Raw genomic sequence first — 20,592 nt, 5'->3', positions numbered from 1 at the left:
GAGAAAAGCAGGCGTTATAGCGGTCACTGCACCCTGACGTCATCATCAATGTTCTGTGGCACTGGCTGAAAGTGCAATCTGATAAAACGGTCATGTGCCGCAACCCTCTTGAGCTGTCGCGAAGAAAGAAAGTAACTTGTGCGATGCAAATAAATCGGCGCAATAATCGCACCTTTTACCCTTGGGTTCAAGCATCAAACCTTGTCAAAAAATGATTGATTTCAGGGACGATGCGGGCGGGGAAATGCAGCGGGCTTTAAGGGGATAAAAGTCGAGAAACGCCGCCCGGATGCAGCAGCCAGCACCCGCAGCGGAGCTTAATGAAAGCTAAGGTTTTATCACAATTCCTGTCGGGTTGGACGGAACAGAATTTCGTTGATTTCGACGTCTTCCGGCTGGCTGATAGCAAACGCCAAGCGTGATTGAGGCCCATTCTCGACTTGAAAGCCTGTTAATCCTATCCAATGGGAGTTGGGAATTACTTCTTATATTGCTCATCAGTGACTTTTTCCAACCATTCAATCGCGCTGCCGTTTAGCGACTCGGCGATGGCAATATGCGTCATGGCATTGTTGGGCGTTGCTCCATGCCAGTGTTTAACCCCTTCGGGGATCCAGACAATATCGCCCTGATTGATCTCTTGAATTTCACCGCCCCACTCCTGAAGCCAGCCGCGCCCATAGGTCACGATCAGCGTTTGGCCCAGCGGATGCGTATGCCAGGCATTGCGTGCACCGGGTTCGAAAGTAACGATGGCACCGCCGACGCGGGCCGAGCCAGTGCCCTGAAAAGGCGAATCGATACGCACCTGCCCGGTGAAATATTCGCTCGGCGCTGCGCTGCTTGGCTGCTGTCCAGCGGCAATAATTTTTATACTCATATTTTCTCCACGGGTGCGGGATACCGCTATTAAGGGGGTTATGACGCGCTGATTTAAAAAGAAGCCAGCATGAAAGGTAGCAGCTCTCAATGCCAAGGTGTAGTCACATTAGTGTGCATGAACCTATGAATACCGCTCAAAGATATGAATAAAATCGATAAACGACAAATGATATAAGAAATGATTATGATTTTCGTTTGTATTTAGAAATTTAATTGATAATCTTTGCATCCATTAGTCGGCTTACCCCTATGCCGACGGAAATGATAAGAACAAAAAGGGTGAGAATTTATCAGCCCGCATGGTTATTAAGATTATAAAACTCGTCAAATCAATCCATTAAACGATTTTAGGCATTTAAGGGAAAGTCATGTTAGTGCGCGCGTCAAAGTTCAGTGGCAAAAAATCAACCCAATCCGCAGAGGTTCGAACACAGTGGAAATCGACACTCTCGGTGCTCACCGTTCTTATTGGTTCTGTGTTATATGCCCATCACTCTGACGCCGCAGAAACGACTTCGCCAAAGTCAGACATCCTAGTGGTTGATGCCACCGCCAACAGTCCTGACGGCACAACGCCGGAAAATAGCGGCAAAGCGTATGCGGTTAAAACCACAACGGCCGGTACTGGCCTGACGCTGGCGCCACGCGACGTACCGCAGTCGGTCAGTGTAATAACCCAACAGCGCATGCAGGACCAAAATCTGCAGACCGTTGGCGAAGTGCTGGATCAAACCGTCGGCGTTTACAGCCAAACTACCGACAGCGAACGTCAGCAGTATTATGCCCGTGGTTTCGAAATCAATAACTACACCTTTGACGGCATACCTACCAACGTGACCGGTGCATGGAACTTCGGGGACTCCACCGAAGATACCGCAATTTATGACCGCATTGAGGTCGTACGCGGCGCAACTGGCCTGCTTTCAGGTGCGGGTAACCCTTCCGCCTCAGTCAATATGGTGCGCAAACACGCCGACAGCAAAACCTGGACCGGCACCGTCACCGGCACTTATGGCAGTTGGGACAAGCGCCGGGGCGTGGTTGACGTGCAGGGTCCGCTCAACGATTCAGGCACCGTGCGCGGTCGCGTGGTGGCCGGTTATCAGGATAAAGATTCTTATCTCGACAACTACAAGGCGCGAAAGGCCTTCATCTATGGCGTGGTTGACGCCGACATCACCGACAATACCAAGCTTTCCGTAGGCTACGACTATCAGCAAAGCCGTGTGCGCGGCTCTACCTGGGGTGGCATCCCCACCTGGTACACCGACGGCAGCAAAACCACCTTCTCGCGCAGCTTCAATCCGGCACCGAACTGGGCGCACTACAACGTGGATTCCAAAAAAATCTTCGCCGATCTGAGCCATCAGTTTGACAACGGCTGGAACATTCGCGCAAACGGCACCCATTCCGAAACCACTTTTGATTCCAAGCTGATGTACATCGACGGCTTCGCGGATAAAATTACCGGCATCGGCGCGACAGGCTATGGCGGCTGGTATCAGGGTAAACGAAAGCTGGACTCGGTTGACGTGATGGCAAACGGTCCATTCCAACTGCTGGGCCGCCAACATGAGCTGATTGCCGGCGTCACGTACAGCCGTCAAAACAACAGTTACAACGCATCAACGACGAGCTTTAGCCCCGAACAGATTGGCAATCTCAATGACTGGGACGGCTCAATGGCCGATGCCAACTGGGATTCCATGACGCCTTATTCTGCTGAAATTATTCGTCAGAAGTCCGCCTACAGCGCCGCTCGTTTCTCGCTCGCCGACCCACTCAGTTTGATTGTCGGTGCGCGCTACACCCAATGGAGCGCCGAAGAGACGGGTATTTACACGGGCAGCTCCAGCTACGAAAAAAATAACGTTACGCCATATGCCGGTCTGGTTTATGACATCAATGAAACTTGGTCGGCCTACGCCAGCTATACCTCAATCTTCCAGCCGCAGGACTACAAAACCGTTGACGGTAAACTGCTGGACCCTATCAAGGGTAAAAGCTACGAGGCGGGGGTTAAATCTGACTGGTACAACGGCAGCCTGATTGCATCAGCGGCCGTATTCCGCGTCGAACAGGATAATTTAGGCCAGCAAGACGGCAGTAAATTCGTGGAAGGCAGCTCCGACCAAGCCTACTATGCGGCGCAAGGAACCGTCAGTAAAGGCGTCGAATTTGAGATTAACGGCGCCGTTACCGATAATCTGAAGGTAACCTTCGGGGGCACCACTTACAGCATTAAAGATGGGGAGGGCAACGGCGTGAGCACTAACCTGCCGCGCACCGCGTTCAAGCTGTTCACTGGCTACAAACTGCCGGTCCCACAGGATATTACCGTGGGCGGTGGAGCGACCTGGCAGAACAGAACCTATCAGGACACCACCGGTGTATCCGGCGAAAATGTGCGTATCTATCAGGGGAGCTATGCGCTTTTCAACCTGTTCACCCGTTATCAGATTACGCCACAGCTCTCTGCCCAGCTCAACGTCAATAACCTGTTTGACAAGACGTATTACACAAACCTGAGCAACTACATCGTCTATGGCGAACCGCGTAACGCCTCAGTTTCACTGAGTTACAGCTTCTGATAAAGCGTATTGCCGATGATGGACAGGTGCCATCGTCGGCAGCTTGTAGAGGGGAATAATCAACGCGTTCTGGCAGGCTATTATGGCTTCTTATTCAATTCGCTAAAGGGCACACCGCCGCGCGATTTATTGACCGCCTTGGTCTCAACAATCGACACCACCACGCGCTCGGCATCGACGTCAAAAGATTCCACTACCGCCTCGGTAAGCTTCTTCATCAACTTGGCTTTTTGCTCATCAGAGCGCCCTTCTACAGCATAAACCACGATCTCTGGCATGTTTTTCTCCCGATAAGCAAGTCTCGACCCGCGTGGATCAAAATAATAATGTTTAAAAATAATACACTAGCCGTTAACCGACCACATTAATTTTAGTAACAATAATTGAACACTTTAACCTAACGTAATACAGGGATATTATGTGCAAAATATAAAATGATTGCGCAAACATTCTCCTTTTCAATGCGTGTCGGCTTCTGGAACCCCAGTGGAAAAAGCAGTGAATAACGATAGAAATCCTGACAAAAATCAGTCCCGCTCCCCAACGCTTGAAGACGTTGCCAGAGCTGCCGGCCTGTCGCCGATGACGGTGAGTCGCGCGCTTAACAATCCGAAGGTGGTGCGACCCGGCACCATTTCACGGGTGATGGAGGCAGTTAACAGCACCGGCTATATTCCGAATATGTTAGCCGGTGGCCTGACGACCAAGCGTACCAAACTGATCGCGGTGGTTGTCCCGCAAATCAATAACAACATGTTTGTCGATACCGTGCAGGCGATTGGTGACGAGCTCGCTCTGCGCGGCTATCACATGCTGCTCTGTATTGTCGGTTACACCACAGAGTCTGAAACCGACATTGTTTCTACCCTGCTGACCCGCAGGCCGGACGGCATGGTGCTGACCGGGATCCACCACTCTTCAGACCTAAAAAGAGTGATCCTCAACGCCAATATTCCGGTGGTAGAAATCTGGGATATGACCCCAACGCCGCTGGATATGCTGGTCGGCTTCTCTCATGAAAAAATCGGTCATGCCATCGCACACTATTTTCTCGAGCAAAACTTTACGCGATTTGGCCTCATCTGTGCGTCTGACCGTCGCGCACAGGTGCGTAAGAACGGCGTGATCGACGTTTTACGCACCCGTCCAGAGTGCTTCATTCGCGACATTACCGTCACGGCGCCCGCCAATATGGAAGTCGGACGCCGTGGCTTAAGTCAGCTAATAGAAGAAGGTAAAACGTTCGATGCCATCATTTGCACCTCCGACACGCTGGCACAGGGGGCAATCATGGAGGCCGAGGCGCGCGGTTTACGGGTTCCGCAGGACCTGAAAGTTATCGGTTTTGCTGATTTAAACTTTGCGGCACATAACCGGCCTGCCATTACCACTATTTGCGTCGATAAAGTCAAAATTGGCCAGCAGGCTGCCAACATGTTGGCGGATAAAATCGAAGGTCACGAGGTTGCCGAAAGCGTTATCGATATCGGTTTCTCTCTTATCGTCCGCGAATCGGCCTGATTTAAAAGCATCTTAAAACCGCAGACTTTATCAATCAGTCTGCGGTCTTTATCTTATATCCTTCCGTAATATCTCTTATCCGCCAAATAAAATCCTAATGTTCAATATCATTTATTACCTAAAAGAAGTCGGGAATATTTAATTAATTAAATAGAAAAATATCTCATTTGATTATTTTGTTAGAAATGTTAGCGAACAAAACCAACATTTAACAACAAGATATTTCCATTGGTTATTATATTAATACGCAAATAAAGGTTAATTTAAAATTGATAAAAGAGAAGATTAATCGATTTATTTATAGCAAAAAATGCCACTCCCCCGCATGATCAATAAAATGCAACAAACTGAAAAATAACAACTTAAATTAAAAACTCACTCATCAGACAAGATGAACACACAAACAGCATGGAATTTAATCATTTATTTATCATGTTACGGTGATATTATTATTTTGTACCCAAACAATAATTAAAATTAACCCCCTTCTAACATTTAAGCCTGTGAGAGTCGTAATGCTATGCTCCTTCAAAAGAAAACTACCCGTCGTAAGTTTTTACTCGGGTCAATAATGGCTTTACCGGTTAGCGCCATCATGGTCAAAGGATTAACAGCGGCGCAGGCAGCTGAAATGGCGGCACCGGACCTGCTCGACTACAAACCCGTCTTTTTTAGCGCCGAAGAATGGCAATTTATTATGTCTGCCGCTGACCGCCTGATACCGCCGGGGGGCAAAGGGAAAGCACCGGGCGCACTGGAAACTAATGTGCCTATCTTTATCGATCAGCAAATGCACGGCGAATTCGGCAGCGAAATTTACATGCAGGGACCATTCAACGTGCATGCGCCCGCAACAATGGGTTATCAACTGCCTTATCGCCCGCAGGAAATCTACAAAATTGGCATTCGTCTGGCAAACAGTTGGTGCCAGCAGAATCATCAAAAAGCCTTTCATGATCTTTCAGAGAATGACAAAGACAGCGTTCTGACCCAGCTTCAGAAAAACGGTATCAAGTTCGCAGACCTGGGCGAGGCGTCTCTGATGGCCTCGCAATTCTTTAGCGAACTGCTTTCTGATACCAAACACGGCTACCTCGCAGACCCCATTTACGGCGGCAACAAAGGCATGAAGGCCTGGATTGCCATCGGATTCCCGGGAGCACGCGCCAGCTATACGGAATGGGTGAAGCAGCACAACATCCCCTATCCATTAGGTCCCGTCAGCCTCACCGGCGCGCGCGCTTAAGCAGACTGCACCCTCTCTCCGTTTTCTGATGATTTGACAGGATTAATGATGGCACAAGTGACAAAAGAAGAAGTCGACGTCGTTGTCGTCGGCCTCGGTTGGGCAGGCTCGCTGATGAGTATCGAGCTTGCTATGGCAGGCCTTAAGGTGCGCGCACTCGAACGCGGCGGTGACCGCGGCTATGAGGAGTTCGCCTACCCTAAGCCGGCCGATGAATACGCCTATGCGGTAAGAAATAAGGTCATGGCCACCCCGGCAGAAGCCGCGGTTACCGTGCGCTATAACATGAGCGAAACCGCATTACCTACCCGCAAATGGGGCGCTTTTGCGCCAGGCACCGGCGTGGGCGGATCGGGCCTGCACTGGACGGCAGTATTAATTCGCCCTACTCCTACCGATTTAAAACTTAAAACCTATGCCGACCAAGCGTATAAACCCGGAATTCTGCAGGAAGGCATGCGCATCATGGACTTCCCGTTCACCTGGGACGAGATTGAACCTTACTACACCAAGTTTGAGCACATTTGCGGTCAGTCGGGCAAAACCGGCAATCTGCGTGGCCAAATCATGGAGGGCGGCGATCCGTTTGAAGGGCCGCGTTCTGAGCCTTATCCGCTGCCTGCGCTAGAAGATACCCTTAATAGCAGCATGTTTGCCGACGTGGCAAAAAAGATGGGTTATCACCCGTTCCCCAACCCTTCAGCCTGCGTTTCTCGCGCCTGGACGAATCCGTATGGCAATCAGATAGCGCCCTGTAACTACTGCGGTTATTGCAGTAAATATCCATGCCTCAACTACTCCAAAGCGTCGCCACAAACGGCAGTGATGGACGCCCTCAAGCGCATGGAAAACTTCTCCTATGAAGTTCATGCCAATGTGCTGAAAGTCGTGCTGCACGACGACAAAAAAACCGCAAAAGGCGTTATCTACATGGACGCACAGGGCAACGAGTGCTTCCAACCGGCAAAAATCGTGGTGTTGAGCAGCTTCCAGTTCTGCAACGTGCGTTTAATGCTGCTGTCGGGTATCGGCAAGCCCTATAACCCTATCACCGAAGAAGGCGTAGTCGGTCGTAACTATGCGTTTCTGAGCAACGGCGGCTCCACGCTGTTCTTCAAAGATAAAAACTTTAATCCGTTTGCCACCGCAGGCGCTACCGGTCAGATGATCAATGACATCTCACCGGGTAACTACGACGGTCCGGGATTAGGCTTCATCGGCGGAGCAAAAATTCACAGCTCGCAGGCCACCGGCACGCCTATCAGCACCTCATTGCCAAAAGGTACGCCCGCCTGGGGAACCGGCTGGAAAGAGGGAATGGAAGAGTGGTACGGCCATTCGATGAAAATAAGCATCACCACCACTTGCCAGTCGTATCGCGATATTTATCTCGATTTAGACCCGAACTACAACGACGAATACGGCATGCCGCTACTGCGCATGACCTTTGACTGGAAAGAGAACGAGCTGAAACTGCAGCAGTATCTGAAAGGCATCGTCGGCAATATTACCAAAGAGTTGAATCCGGACAGCTACAGTGAAAGCTTCCTGCCGATGGATGCACACTTTGATCTGACCAAATACGTATCGACCCACAACGTGGGCGGCGCGGTAATGGGTGATAACCCAAAAACGTCGGCGCTGAACAAGTATCTGCAAAGCTGGGACGTGCACAACGTATTTGTGCCGGGCGGTAACGCCTTCCCGCAGAACTTCCAGGCGAACCCCACCGACACCATCGGCGCAATTACCCTGATGGCCGCTCAGGCGATTAAAGATCACTATCTGAAAAATCCCGGCCCGCTGGTACAGGTATAAGTGACATGAAAATGATGAATATTAGAAGTTTTTGTATTGCTAACGTTGTGTTGATCGGTGCCGGTTTTATGACGCATGCGCAAGCTGACAGCGCACAGTTAATTAAACAGGGTGAATACGTTTCGCGTCTTGGCGACTGCGCTGCCTGTCATACCGTCGCGGGTAAAACACCTTTTTCCGGCGGTCTGGCAATAAAGTCTGATTTAGGCACGATTTACTCGACCAACATCACACCGGATAAAGAGCATGGCATCGGCGACTACAGCGAACGGCAGTTTGCAGACGCCGTACGTAAAGGCGTGTTGCCCGACGGCACACGGCTTTACCCGGCAATGCCTTATCCCGATTATGCAAAAATCAACGATGAGGACATGCACGCGCTGTATACCTATTTTATGCAGGGCGTAAAACCGAGTGCAGAAGCGCCGCCGAAAACGGACTTGAGCTTTCCATTCAGCCAGCGTTGGGGCATGCGATTCTGGAACTGGGCCTTCACCTCTGACAAACCGTTCCAGCCTATCGGTGGCGCATCGGCCGAGGTCAACCGAGGTGCCTATCTGGTTGAGGGGCTGGGCCACTGCGGCAGCTGCCATACGCCCCGCGGCTTAGGGATGAATGAAAAAGCGCTCGACAGCAGCGACGCGAAGTTCTTGTCTGGTGGCAGTCTCAACGGCTGGGACGTTCCGTCACTGCGCGGCGTGGCCCACTGGAATGAGCAGGAAATAGTTGATTATCTTGGCAAAGGTCGTAACGACAAAGCTGCCGTGGGCGGCGAAATGACCTCCGTGGTCGAGAACAGCACCGCCTATATGACGGATGCCGATCTGCAAGCGATTGCGGCCTATATGAAGTTTTTAGGTGGTAATCCTCCGCTACCAGCAGAAGATAATCAGGCGGCTAGCGCCACCGAGGCCAAGTTGACCACGGCGAAAAATCTCAGCGTGGGCGAGCGGCTGTATCTCGACAACTGCGGCGCATGCCACTTTGTGACAGGTAAAGGCGCGCCGGGCGTGTTCCCGCAGCTGGATCAGGCCACCGTGGTCAATGCGCAGGACCCTACCGGATTGATCCATACTATTCTCGCCGGTGCCCAACAGCCTTCCACCGCACGCGCCCCTTCTACACTGGCAATGCCAGGCTTTGCGGCCCGTTTGTCTGACGACGAAGTGGCACAGCTTTCATCCTTTATTCGTCAAGGCTGGAGCAACAAGGCGCCAGCCGTCACGGCGGGTGACGTGAGTAAAGTGAGAAAAACGCTGGCACCGTAGCGAATCCATGGATTGCCAACATTAGTATTACCGCTGCCTAACGGCGCCCTTAATCGGGCGCCGTTTTTATATCTCTTCACCCGCGTGAGTTGGCTCACAAAGCAGTGTGGTGCAGCAGATTTTTCTATGTTGGCAGCGTCTCTTTACCGCTTTATTGACGCCTTTAGCGATAAGTTAATTCGATATCCTAAAAGGGCGGTAAAGAGGTTAATCATGCTGAAACTCGATAATAATTATCTCATGTGTTGCCTGTTCTTCTTATTTTTCTTTATCGGATGGGGAAGTTGCTACCCTTATCTTTCATTATGGCTGACCGATACCATCGGCATTGATTATGCTGACGTCGGGCTTGTTTACTCATTTACTGCCATCGTTTCCGTCTGCGTACAACCCGCTTTCGGTTTTATTGCCGACAAACTTGTTTTTAGAAAAAACCTGATGTGGATGCTGGCGATTATTATTACGCTATTTGCTCCTTATTGGATTTGGGTGTTTGCCCCGCTATTAAAATATAACATTATTGTCGGGGCACTGGCCGGCGGTATTTATATCGGTTTTGCCTTTGGTGCCGGCTGCGGAGTTTGTGAAGCTTATATCGACAAAGTTAGCCGCATGACCGGATTCGAATTTGGCAAAGCCCGGATGTTTGGCGGTATCGGCGCGGCCATCGCCACTTTTATGGCCGGTATATTGTATGGGATTGATCAGAATTATATTTTCTGGATGGCAAGTGCGGCGGGCGTTCTGCTGTTATTTATTGTCTGGAAAACTAACCCACGCATTTCGTTAAAAGACGCGGCAGAGGGTACCAAACGCACGCCAGTCACACTTGAAGATGTACGTAATTTAATGAAAATGCGTAAATTTTGGTTCTTCGCACTGTATATGGTCGGGGTGGGCGCAGTGTATGAAACCTACGATCAGCAGTTTGCGATTTACTACAGCCACTTCTTTTCCAGCAAAGCACGCGGTGCCCAAGTCTTTGGGTATCTCTATACCGCACAAATTTTTCTTGATGCGGTAGTGATGTTTTTTTCACCGTGGTTTGTGAACAAAATTGGTCCCAAAAATGCACTTATCTACTGCGGCCTGATTATGAGCCTGAGGATAATTGGGTCAGCCTACGCCATCGGCCCTATATCAATCAGCGCCGTTAAAATGCTGCATGGCTTTGAAAGCTCAGTATTCCTGGTGGCCGGCCTTAAGTATATTGCCAAAAACTTCAACCCTTGGCTTTCGGCAACGGTTTATTTGATTGGTTTTCAGTTTTCAAAACGCTTTAGCGAAATATTCCTCTCTAGCGGCATTGGCCATATGTATAAAAGCTATGGCTTTGCCGACAGCTATCTGGTGCTGGGGCTTATTGCATTGTCATTTACGTTCATCTCTTATTTCACCCTGGATAAAACGCGCGCTTTTATTCAGCAAAAGACAGTAACTGAATAATATCAGGAGGCAGTATGTCGACAATTTATTATGGTGTGGCCTATTACGATGAATATATGCCACAGGAGCGGCTGGCAGCAGATATTGCCATGATGAAAGAGGCGGGCATTAATATCGTTCGCATTGCAGAATCGACCTGGAGCACGCTGGAGCCGCAGGAAGGGGAATACAACTTTTATCATATCGACCGGGTGCTGAACGCCATGTATGAGGCGGAAATAGCCGTCATTATCGGTACGCCAACCTACGCCATTCCTTCATGGCTGGCGCGAAAACATCCAGAGGTCATGGTCACTACCGTTAAAGGACAGGAAAAATATGGCCGCCGTCAGATTATGGATATCGTTAGCCCAATCTTTCTGCGCTACGCGGAAAACATTATTCGGGTTCTGCTTGAGCACGTTCATACTCATCCAGCGATTGTGGGTTATCAGTTAGATAATGAAACCAAGCATTACGACAATGTCGGGCCGGTGATGCAGCAAAAATTTGTCGAAAGCCTGCGACAGCGTTACCCCAATATAGACCAGCTGAATAAAGATTTTGGTCTGGATTACTGGAGTAACAGGATGGATAACTGGGAGGATTTCCCTCCGGCGGCTTCAACAATTAACGCCAGCCTGGGTTGCGCATTTTCAACTTTTCAGCGTCAAACGGTGACCGATTATTTGGCCTGGCAAAGCCGTATCGTCGGGGAATATTCCCGCCCCGACCAGTTTATTACCCACAACTTTGATTTTGAATGGCGCGGCTACTCCTACGGCGTTCAACCGCGGGTCAATCACTTTGCCGCCGCCAGGGCGCTGACCGTTGCCGGTGTCGATATTTATCACCCCTCGCAGGCGCAGCTGACCGGCCGTGAAATATCTTTTGGCGGCGATATTACCCGTGCGCTAAAACAGGGAGCCGGATACTTGGTGCTTGAAACCGAAGCGCAGGGATTTGCACAATGGACGCCCTTCCCCGGTCAGCTTCGCCTGCAGGCTTTTAGCCATATTGCCAGCGGTGCAAAAATGGTCTCGTACTGGCACTGGCACTCTATCCACAACTCTTTCGAAACTTATTGGAAAGGATTACTTAGCCACGACTTCTCGCCTAATCCAACCTATCTGGAAGCCAAAACTATTGGTGCTGATCTGGCGCGTTTATCGGCTGAGCTTGACGGCCTCAAAATTGAAAACGATGTCGCTATTCTGATAAGCAATGAGGCGATGGACGCCGTAAACTGGTTCAAACCTGGGGACACAAAAAGCAACGTTTACAACGACGTATTCCGCCGGTTTTATGATGCGCTTTACGACAGCAATATCTCCGTCGATATCATCAATGATGTCGATGCAGGCTGCTCGCGTTATCGCGTTATCGTGGTTCCCGCGCTCTATGCCGCCGATGACGCGCTGCTAAAACGCATTAATCACTATGTGGAAGCCGGCGGTCAGGTTCTTATTGGTTTCAAAAGCGGTTTTAGTGACGAGAATGTCAAAGTCAGAACCTGCCGACAGCCGGGCATTCTCAGTGAATGCTGCCGAGTCAGCTACAGTCAGTTTGCACTGCCGCAGGACACGGGTCTGAACAGCCATTCTCCTGACGTTGTGATAGGTGCCGAGGACTGTGCCGAATTATGGATGGAGTTATTAACCCCGGATGAATCGGAGGAAGTGCGGGTGCTGGCTTCTTATCAGCATCCCGTTTGGGGAAAATATGCAGCGATTACCGAATCCCGCTACGGAAAAGGATCAGCCATTTATATGGGCTGCCTGAGCAGTAAAAAGGTCATTTCACAGTTGGTGTTACGCTTTGCCGACAAAAAACCACTGGCATCCTGTAACAGTGCTCACAGTTTCCCAGTGATTGTTAAAAAGGCTATAGGTAAAAATGGCAAAAGGCTGACATTCTATTTTAACTATTCGTCCGATATCCAGCCGATACAACAACCCGAAGGTGCCGTTTGCCTGTTGGGCGACCATGATGTGCTTTCCTCTCATCGTGGGGAAATAGAACCTTGGGGACTGCGTGTTTACCAATCGGACGTTTAGTACTCAATCCTTAAACTAACCGGTACGCGAGCAGAAAAGATGGAATTGAATCAGCAAGAGAGGGTGAGCTATTCACCCTTAATGAAAAGTTTTACGTTCAATGCCTACCTGGTTGCCGGTTATACCCCGATATCGCGTGCCAGCCAGCTCGATTTTTATATCAATCGACCTGGCGGCATGAAAGGTTATATTTTGCATATGACGCTGCGAGGAGAGGGGCGTATTAAAGCGGGTAATCGATTTATTGCCAGCCGCATTAACGACCTTTTTCTTTTCCCGCCAGGCGTTGCACACCATTATGGTCGAGCGGAAAACAGCGATCACTGGGATCACCTGTGGATCTATTTCCATCCGCGTCCCTACTGGCTCGATTGGTTACGTTGGGACAGGCAAGAGGATAATATTGGCATTACCAGCCTCAACGATCCGGCGTTATCTGCACACATTCAGGACTGCTTTTGGGAAGTTATTCAGCAGAACGCCAGTAATGACTTACTGAGCGAAGCATTGGCAATGAACGCGCTTGAACGGCTAATTATATCGAGTTTCAAACTACAGCCCGTATCCAATCATCAAAACCTCGATCCGCGGATAAGTAACCTCTGTCATTACATCACCGAGCATATTGTTGACGATCTGACCATTGAGCACCTGGCTGAACAAGTATTTTTATCGCCTTCGCGTCTGGCGCATTTGTTCAAAGACGAGATGCATCAGACAATCTTTTCCTGGCGGGAAAAGCAGCGTGTCATCCGCGCCAGAAACCTGCTGCAGTCAACGCATCTCACTATTGGGCAGGTCTCACAGGCGGTCGGTTACGAGGATCCGCTCTATTTTTCTCGCATCTTTAGACACCACATTGGCGTCAGCCCGCGGCAGTATAAAAAGCGTTACGAGCAGATGATCTCTATCTGATGCCACCGGGTAAAACGACTGAAATTTAAGACATTAATTGATTGATTTTATTTTTTATTATCTAAAATAAGGTTGCAGATTTTTCCATAAAAAAAGCCCCCGCAGTTTCCTGCAGGGGCTTTGATCATTCTACTGAGGCCTGAGCCTTATTTGTTATCCAGCGCATAGGCAATGACGTAGTCACCACGGTCCGGTGACTGACGTGCGCCACCTGCTGAGATAAGAATATATTGTTTACCGGTCGTCGGTGAAACGTAGCTCATTGGCGTGCCGCCGCTGCCCACCGGCAGACGCGCTTTCCAAACTTCCTTACCGCTAGAGGCATCGAATGCACGCAGGTAGTAATCCTGCGTACCGGCGATAAACACCAGGCCGCCTTGGGTAGCCAAAGTGCCGCCCAGCGTCGGCATACCCACCGGCATCTGTACACGCATTTTGATACCAAACGGACCCGTATCTTGCACGGTACCGGCCGGAACCTGCCAGACGACTTTCTGCGTTTTCAGGTCGATTGCCGACAGCGTACCAAACGGTGGTTTCTGACACGGAATACCCAGCGGAGACATAAAGCGGTCTTTGTTAACACCATAAGGCGTGCCTTTCAGCGGCACAGCACCCATACCGGTGTTAACAGACTCACCGCCGTTGCTGGCAGCAATAGCATTGTTGTTCTGCTTGATCATCTGTACCCACAGGCCCAGACGCATGTCGTTCACAAAGATGTAATGATTATTCGGGTCAATAGACATACTGCCCCAGTTCATTCCACCCAGTGACCCCGGGAAGCTCAGAGACTTGTCGGTATCAGGCGCGGTGAACAGGCCGTCATAACGCATTGATTTAAAACTAATGCGGCACATCAACTGGTCGAACGGCGTCGCGCCCCACATGTCAGATTCTGACAATTTAGCATTGCCGATTGAAGGCATGCCCACCGAGAACGGCTGAGTTTTAGAATACTGCTCGTTAGGGATGTTACGCGTCTTGACCGGCAGCTCTTTCACTTCTGTTAAAGGCTGGCCAGTAAGGCGGTCAAGCACAAAGATCTGCCCGGTTTTCGCGCCAATAACCACCGCAGGTTTCGTGGTGCCATCTTTCATCGGGAAGTCGATCAGACTCGGCTGCATCGGCAGGTCGAAGTCCCACAGGTCGTTATGAACGGTCTGATATACCCACTTCTCCTTACCCGTAGTGGCATCAACAGCCAAAACCGAGGCGCCATATTTGTGGTCAAGTGCGTTACGGTTTGCCCCCCACAGGTCAACGGACGAGCTGCCCATTGGCATAAACACGGTGTTCATCGCTGGGTCATAAGACATCGGCGCCCAGGAGTTAGGCGTACTGCGAACAAAGGTCTGACCGGGCTGCAGTTTAGCGTTTGGATCAGCATTACCCGGGTCAAACGCCCAGCGCATTTGGCCGGTTATCACGTCAAAACCACGGATCACGCCGCCAGGCATATCGGTTTGTACGTTATCCGCGACGCGACCGCCCACCACCACAGTGGTGCCCGCCAGCGTAGGTGCAGAGGTAAGCTGATATTTAGGATCGCTGGCTTCGCCCAATCCGGCCTTCAGATCAACGGTCCCGTTGTTGCCAAAGTCTGCACAAAATTCACCGTTATCGGCGTTAATGGCAATCAGGCGCGCATCGATGGTGTTCATCAAAATACGGCGTTGGCAGGTGTCGCCCGCAGCCAAAGAAACGGGCGCAGCAGGCGTTGAACCCGGAACGGTAGGCTGAGGAACAGGTTTGGTGGCATCGAAATAAGCCAGACCGCGACAGCGGTTCCAAACCTGAGCCTGTGCGTTAACCTCATTCTTCCAGATTTGTTTACCGGTATTGGCATCAACCGCAATCACATTGTTGTGCGGAGTACACAGGAAGACTTTATCGCCGATTTGCAGCGGAGTTTGCTGATCTTCGGCGCCGTTCCCGCCAGGGCTGATTGGGATATCACCGGTGCGGAAGGTCCAGGCAACTTTCAAATCTTTAACGTTATTGCGGTTGATTTGGTCCAGCGCCACGAAGCGGTCACCGCCGGGGGTGTTGCCGTAGTTGTCCCAATTTTTTTGCTCTTTCGCTTTATCAACCGGCACTAAAGGCAGCTCGTCACCTTTAAAGGCAACGGTCGGATGCGGTTGGAACATTTGTACCAGAGCAGCCACCATGCCTACTGCCAGCACGGCGGTGAAGAGATAGGAAAGTTTGGCAAAACATCTTTTGCCTTCTCTTTTACGCAGGGTCGGCCAGGTCACGAAGCCCAGCAACATAAATCCGGTCGGCACCATCAGGCGAGAGACCAGTGGCCAAAAATCCCAACCCGCATCAAAGAAGGACCAGATAAGCGTTCCTAAGAACACCAGAATAAATAAAACAACGGCGGAGGATTTTGCACGGAAGTATTGGATAGCAGAAAGCACCATCACGATACCGGCAATCAAGAAATACCCACTGCCGCCGAGTGAAACTAACTTCCCACCTTCAATGGCAAAGAATAAACCACTAACGGTAAGAATAACTCCTAAAATACAGCACCATAGCCTGAGTATGGGACTCGACTGGGAATGTAATCCAGACATACAGGCACTCTCCGAAATTATGAATTTTGATGGTTATTACAAAGTGTAATCGTTACTTCTGTCTTCTCAAGCATGACCAAATAATGAGTTTTGAGTCAAAAAGTGAACGCAGTATTGTACCACCTGATTCATTGCAGTGTTAATGCTATAACTCTTTTCAACCAATTTATTAACAAATCAGTACAACACCACCATAAAAAATCTCATTATTCATAGCGTTAACAAAGCACGAATAAAAGAAATAAATGTGGGAGGTGTAACGGATAGACCTTTAAAGTAAGAGGTTATTTAGTAACACATTAAAAAATCGGAGAGGAAAAACGGTTAAAATAGAAAATTTGAGTGCAATTAAACCAATATAAAGCATCAGAAGAAACAAAATGTTAATCAAATGAACCATTGAATCCAGCGGTTCATTTGCCTTGCATCAATGCCGTTTGCCATCTTGCAGGTTCAAAAACGTCAACTATCGCTAGATACAATGCTTAAGAAACAAACCCAATCTCCTGCGAGATGCGACCCGCAATATCCTGAACGGCATCAATCAGCGCTTTTGACCCCACGTGCTTAAGCTTGGCGGTCGGCAGAGAAACAGACACACTGTATTTAACCTTTTGATGAATATCAAAAATAGGTGCTGCCACGCAGGATACACCCAGCTCATTTTCCTCTCGGTCCATCGCCAGTTTTAACCGGCGGATATCTTCCAGCTCCTCGTGCATTTTCGGCAGTTCGGTGATGGTATTGTGAGTGAAGGTTTGGATTTCATCCGCATGGTTAAGCCAGTAATGGGCAGCAAACTCGCTCTTCTCATAGGCCATAAAGATTTTGCCCATCGCCGAGCAGTAGAGTGGCATGTGCTGACCAATATAGGCGCGAGTGCGCATCATGCCGGTCGTGGGTTCAAGCTTATAAATCAGCAAAACGTGATCGTCTTCACGGGTCGAAAAGTTCACCGTTTCACCGGTGATCAGATTTAACTGCTCAAGATGTGGCGCCGCCACGTGAATAATATTGAGTGACGACAAGGCTTTTTGACCGATTGAAATCAGCTTCGTCGTCAATCGATAGCTGCCCGGCGACGGCGCAGGCGTCACATAGCCGCTGGCATGAAGCCCTTGTAGCAGCCGATGAACCGTACTCTTGTTCATTTCGGCCAATTCAGCCAGGTGCGCCAGCGGGCAACCATTAGGGAAATTACCCAGTATCTCTATCAGCTGAAGGCCTCTAAACAAACTCTGGCTGCCCAAAGGTTTCTCTTTTTTATTTTTTTCGTCTTCAAGCGTGGTGAGATTCATTCCGCGTTTCCTCAGGATCCAAAATCCAAGACTATCACCCTTTTCGCACTGAGGTGAAAGTGTGTTACCGGTCACATTTAAGCAACATAATAATTAAGATTATGATTTTTAACATAAATAAAATCACCCACATCTTTGATTATTCCGCACAAACCGCATAGTATTTTTGAAATCAGGTTTCGCATATTGAAATATGCAGTGTGATAGTAGACCAGACGTTCAGCACTTTCCATTTTGCCGGTAAACCAGCATGGCGTTCATAAGGGCGTAAAGATGCAAAACGACAATTATCCAGGCAACGATCGGCCCATTCTCTCTCTCAACCATATCGTCAAACGCTTCGGGGGCAACGTCGCGGTAAACGATGTCAGCCTGCAGGTCCTTCCGGGGGAAGTATTGGCCCTGCTCGGTGAAAATGGAGCAGGCAAGTCGACGCTAATAAAAGTACTGGCAGGCGTTTATCAGCGCGACGGCGGTGAAATTTTATTTCAGGGGAACAGCATCGGCTCGGCGGCAGAGCTTAAAAGTGGTTCAAAGCAGCCGATCGCTTTTATCCATCAAGATCTCGGCCTGATCGAGTGGATGACCGTTGCCGAAAATATGGCGTTGGTGATGGGTTTTCCACGTCGAATGGGGCTGATTAACTGGAAAGCGATTCGTCAGTGTGCTCTGGATGCGTTGAAAGACGTCGGTATTGCGCTTGATCCAGACGCCCGCGTTTTCGAACTTTCTCGTACTGAAAAGTCACTGCTGGCCATTGCACGCGCGGTGGCAGTGAATGCCGAACTGCTGGTGCTGGACGAGCCAACGGCCTCGCTGCCCGCCAATGACGTGCGGCACCTGTTTGCCGTAATTAACCGCCTGCGCGCCAAAAAAGTCGGCATGATTTATGTCACTCATCGCCTGGACGAAGTGATAGAGATTGCCGACAGCGTCTGCGTCATGCGAGACGGACGCTACGTTGCCGGCGGTAAAACCGCTGACTATTCCCTGCGCGATTTAGTACACATGATCGTCGGCGAAAGCGTCGATGACGATCAGCGTGAGCCGTTGCCCGTCAACAAGCCTGCCGTTTTAGAATTAAAAGACGTATCCGTTGGCGAAATTGGCCCAGTCTCATTTTCGCTACAGCCGGGTGAAATGATGGCGCTGGCCGGACTGCGCGGAGCCGGACAGGAAGAGATTGGCCGACTGCTTTTCGGACTGCGCGACAAAAATGCCGGCAGCATTACTTTCCGAGATAAACCCTACGACGTCACAACACCGGCTCAGGCAATCGACAGAGGCGTTTCACTGGTGGCGGGTGACCGCACAGGGGAGAGCCTGGTGATGACCATGAGCGTAAGAGAGAATCTGTTTCTTAATCCTTGCACCGCGGGGCACAAACTGTTCTCGCGCTACAGCAATCGCGAGGAAACGGGCGCGAGTTGGTGGAAAGTACAGCTGTTCGATATCCGTCCAAAAGACGTTAACACCACCGTCAGCGCCCTTTCCGGCGGCAATCAGCAAAAAGTGGTGATGGCGCGCTGGATGAATCTCAACGCACCGCTGCTGATCCTCGAAGACCCCACCGCCGGCGTTGACGTTGGCGCCCGTGCCGAAATCTATCACCTGTTAAACAAATCACTGGCAGAGGGCGTGGCCGTGCTGGTTATTTCCACTGACTTCGAAGAGATAGCGCACATCTGCAACCGTGCCCTGGTCTTCAACCGCGGCAAAGTCGTGGGCGAGCTCAAAAATGAGCGCGTCTCGTTTGCCAATCTTTTGGAGTTGGCCTCTGCCAGCACCGGGGAAACCGTTCCAACATCCTGATTAAACCTTTCACTCTACTGATTCTGTCTGGCTAAGCGTTTAATAAGAACTATGAGGCGTAAAATGTCATGTCAAAAACATCTGTAAAATCAACCGCGTTAGAACAGCGCGTTAGCCTTCGTCAGCACGGTGCTGGCCCGTGGAGTATGCAAATCCTCACCCGCTACGGCCTGTTGCTGCTGTGCGTCGCGCTGGTAATTTTCTTCTCGCTGGCAACGCCGTCGTTTGCCTCAATGCTCACGCTGCAGGCCATTCTCTCCAGTAAGTCGAAAATTGCCCTGCTGGCGCTGGCGGCCACGATTCCGATGATTGTCGGTAAAATTGACCTCAACGTCGGCTTCGGCATCGTGCTTTGGCACATTTTGGCCATCACCCTGCAAGTACAATACGGCTTCTCGTGGGAGTTTGCGGTGATAGCCGTGCTGGTGCTTTCCGCACTTTACGGGCTGCTGAACGGCATTTTGGTCGCACTGGCCGACATCGACAGTTTTGTTGCCACGCTGGGTTCCGGCACCGTGCTGTACGCCATTGCCCTATGGCACTCCGGGGGGCGCCAGATTGTGGGTGATTTGCCTGATGCGTTTACCGCGATTCATCATACGGAAATTGCAGGCATTCCCATCGTTGCCTTCTATGTGTTGCTGGTCGCAGTCGTGTTGTGGCTCATCACCGAACACACCCCGCTTGGCCGCTGCATGTATGCCGTTGGGGGCAATCCGGCAGCGGCAAGGCTGAACGGCATTTCCGTTAATCGCTTCACCATCGGCGCGTTCATTGCCTCCAGCGTGTTGACCGGTTTCACCGGCGTACTGATCGCCTCCGAGCAGGGCGTGGGCCAGGCCAGCGTCGGCATGGACTACTTATTACCGGCGTTGGTCGGCGCATTTTTAGGCAGCACAACCATCAGACCGGGCCGCGTCAACGTCTGGGGCACGGTGGTCGGCATCTCGGTACTGGCGATCGGCATTGCCGGTATTCAGCAGTTTGGCGGCGACTTCTGGGTCGAACCGCTGTTTAACGGTGTCACCTTGCTGCTGTCGATAACCCTAGCGGGCTATGCGCAGCGCCGCCGTTTATTGAATCAAAAGGCGGTGCAACGCAGTCAGGCCGTCATCAAAAAAGAGTCATCCCCTACCCCCGAAACCGATTTGCGGCCATAAGTCACACTGGAGAACAA

General features: G+C 50.5%; 14 protein-coding genes. 10 read left to right on the top strand and 4 right to left on the bottom strand.

Translation table 11 applies throughout. From position 1 onward, the window contains the following. Positions 1-478: 478 nt before the first annotated feature. Positions 479-880: a cupin domain-containing protein gene (locus GA565_RS04590; RefSeq protein ID WP_152197527.1), complete on the bottom strand. Its 402-nt coding sequence runs from the start codon at positions 878-880 to the stop codon at positions 479-481. Between the two features lie 370 nt (positions 881-1,250). On the opposite strand from GA565_RS04590, the gene fhuE reads away from it, so the two are divergent. Then, on the top strand, positions 1,251-3,473 hold the full coding sequence (gene fhuE / locus GA565_RS04585; RefSeq protein WP_152197526.1) for a ferric-rhodotorulic acid/ferric-coprogen receptor FhuE: 2,223 nt from the start codon (positions 1,251-1,253) through the stop codon (positions 3,471-3,473). Between the two features lie 80 nt (positions 3,474-3,553). Here the strand turns inward: fhuE and GA565_RS04580 are convergent, their stop codons facing one another. Beyond that, on the bottom strand, positions 3,554-3,811 hold the full coding sequence (locus GA565_RS04580; protein ID WP_226951017.1) for a tautomerase family protein: 258 nt from the start codon (positions 3,809-3,811) through the stop codon (positions 3,554-3,556). Between the two features lie 160 nt (positions 3,812-3,971). Between GA565_RS04580 and GA565_RS04575 the strand changes: the two genes are divergently transcribed. The 7 genes from GA565_RS04575 to araC all read left to right on the top strand — a co-directional run bounded on the left by GA565_RS04575 (position 3,972) and on the right by araC (position 13,723). Further along, positions 3,972-4,994, top strand: coding sequence for a LacI family DNA-binding transcriptional regulator (locus tag GA565_RS04575; RefSeq protein WP_226950908.1), 1,023 nt, complete (start codon positions 3,972-3,974; stop codon positions 4,992-4,994). Positions 4,995-5,514: 520 nt separating this feature from the next. Beyond that, entirely contained in the window at positions 5,515-6,240 is a 726-nt protein-coding gene (locus tag GA565_RS04570; RefSeq protein WP_193311874.1) for a gluconate 2-dehydrogenase subunit 3 family protein, read from the top strand. Between the two features lie 48 nt (positions 6,241-6,288). Next, on the top strand, positions 6,289-8,058 hold the full coding sequence (locus GA565_RS04565; protein WP_152197522.1) for a GMC family oxidoreductase: 1,770 nt from the start codon (positions 6,289-6,291) through the stop codon (positions 8,056-8,058). Between the two features lie 14 nt (positions 8,059-8,072). Then, positions 8,073-9,326 (top strand): cytochrome c, encoded by a 1,254-nt coding sequence (locus GA565_RS04560; protein WP_370518090.1) that lies wholly within the window; start codon positions 8,073-8,075, stop codon positions 9,324-9,326. 213 nt (positions 9,327-9,539) lie between these two features. Then, positions 9,540-10,772 (top strand): oligosaccharide MFS transporter, encoded by a 1,233-nt coding sequence (locus GA565_RS04555; protein WP_152197520.1) that lies wholly within the window; start codon positions 9,540-9,542, stop codon positions 10,770-10,772. Positions 10,773-10,786: 14 nt separating this feature from the next. Beyond that, the gene (locus tag GA565_RS04550) at positions 10,787-12,808 is read left to right on the top strand and encodes a beta-galactosidase (RefSeq protein WP_152197519.1); all 2,022 of its coding nucleotides are present in this window, start codon (positions 10,787-10,789) and stop codon (positions 12,806-12,808) included. A gap of 39 nt (positions 12,809-12,847) precedes the next feature. Further along, the gene (gene araC, locus GA565_RS04545; protein ID WP_152197518.1) at positions 12,848-13,723 is read left to right on the top strand and encodes an arabinose operon transcriptional regulator AraC; all 876 of its coding nucleotides are present in this window, start codon (positions 12,848-12,850) and stop codon (positions 13,721-13,723) included. 146 nt (positions 13,724-13,869) lie between these two features. On the opposite strand, the gene GA565_RS04540 is transcribed toward araC, so the two are convergent. Continuing rightward, on the bottom strand, positions 13,870-16,305 hold the full coding sequence (locus tag GA565_RS04540; RefSeq protein ID WP_152197517.1) for a glucose/quinate/shikimate family membrane-bound PQQ-dependent dehydrogenase: 2,436 nt from the start codon (positions 16,303-16,305) through the stop codon (positions 13,870-13,872). 485 nt (positions 16,306-16,790) lie between these two features. Next, positions 16,791-17,603, bottom strand: a complete 813-nt coding sequence (locus GA565_RS04535; protein ID WP_055781966.1) for an IclR family transcriptional regulator — start codon at positions 17,601-17,603, stop codon at positions 16,791-16,793. A 273-nt stretch (positions 17,604-17,876) separates the two neighbouring features. Here GA565_RS04535 and GA565_RS04530 point away from each other — a divergent pair, with 273 nt between their 5' ends. Together GA565_RS04530 and GA565_RS04525 are read left to right on the top strand one after the other, a co-directional pair. After that, complete coding sequence (locus tag GA565_RS04530) at positions 17,877-19,415, top strand: sugar ABC transporter ATP-binding protein (protein ID WP_152197516.1); 1,539 nt, start codon at positions 17,877-17,879, stop codon at positions 19,413-19,415. A gap of 68 nt (positions 19,416-19,483) precedes the next feature. Further along, on the top strand, positions 19,484-20,575 hold the full coding sequence (locus GA565_RS04525; RefSeq protein WP_152197515.1) for an ABC transporter permease: 1,092 nt from the start codon (positions 19,484-19,486) through the stop codon (positions 20,573-20,575). The last annotated feature ends 17 nt before the right edge of the window (positions 20,576-20,592 follow it).

Source organism: Rouxiella sp. S1S-2, from assembly GCF_009208105.1.
GTDB lineage: Bacteria > Pseudomonadota > Gammaproteobacteria > Enterobacterales > Enterobacteriaceae > Rouxiella.
This window is presented reverse-complemented; position numbering and strand designations above follow the sequence as displayed.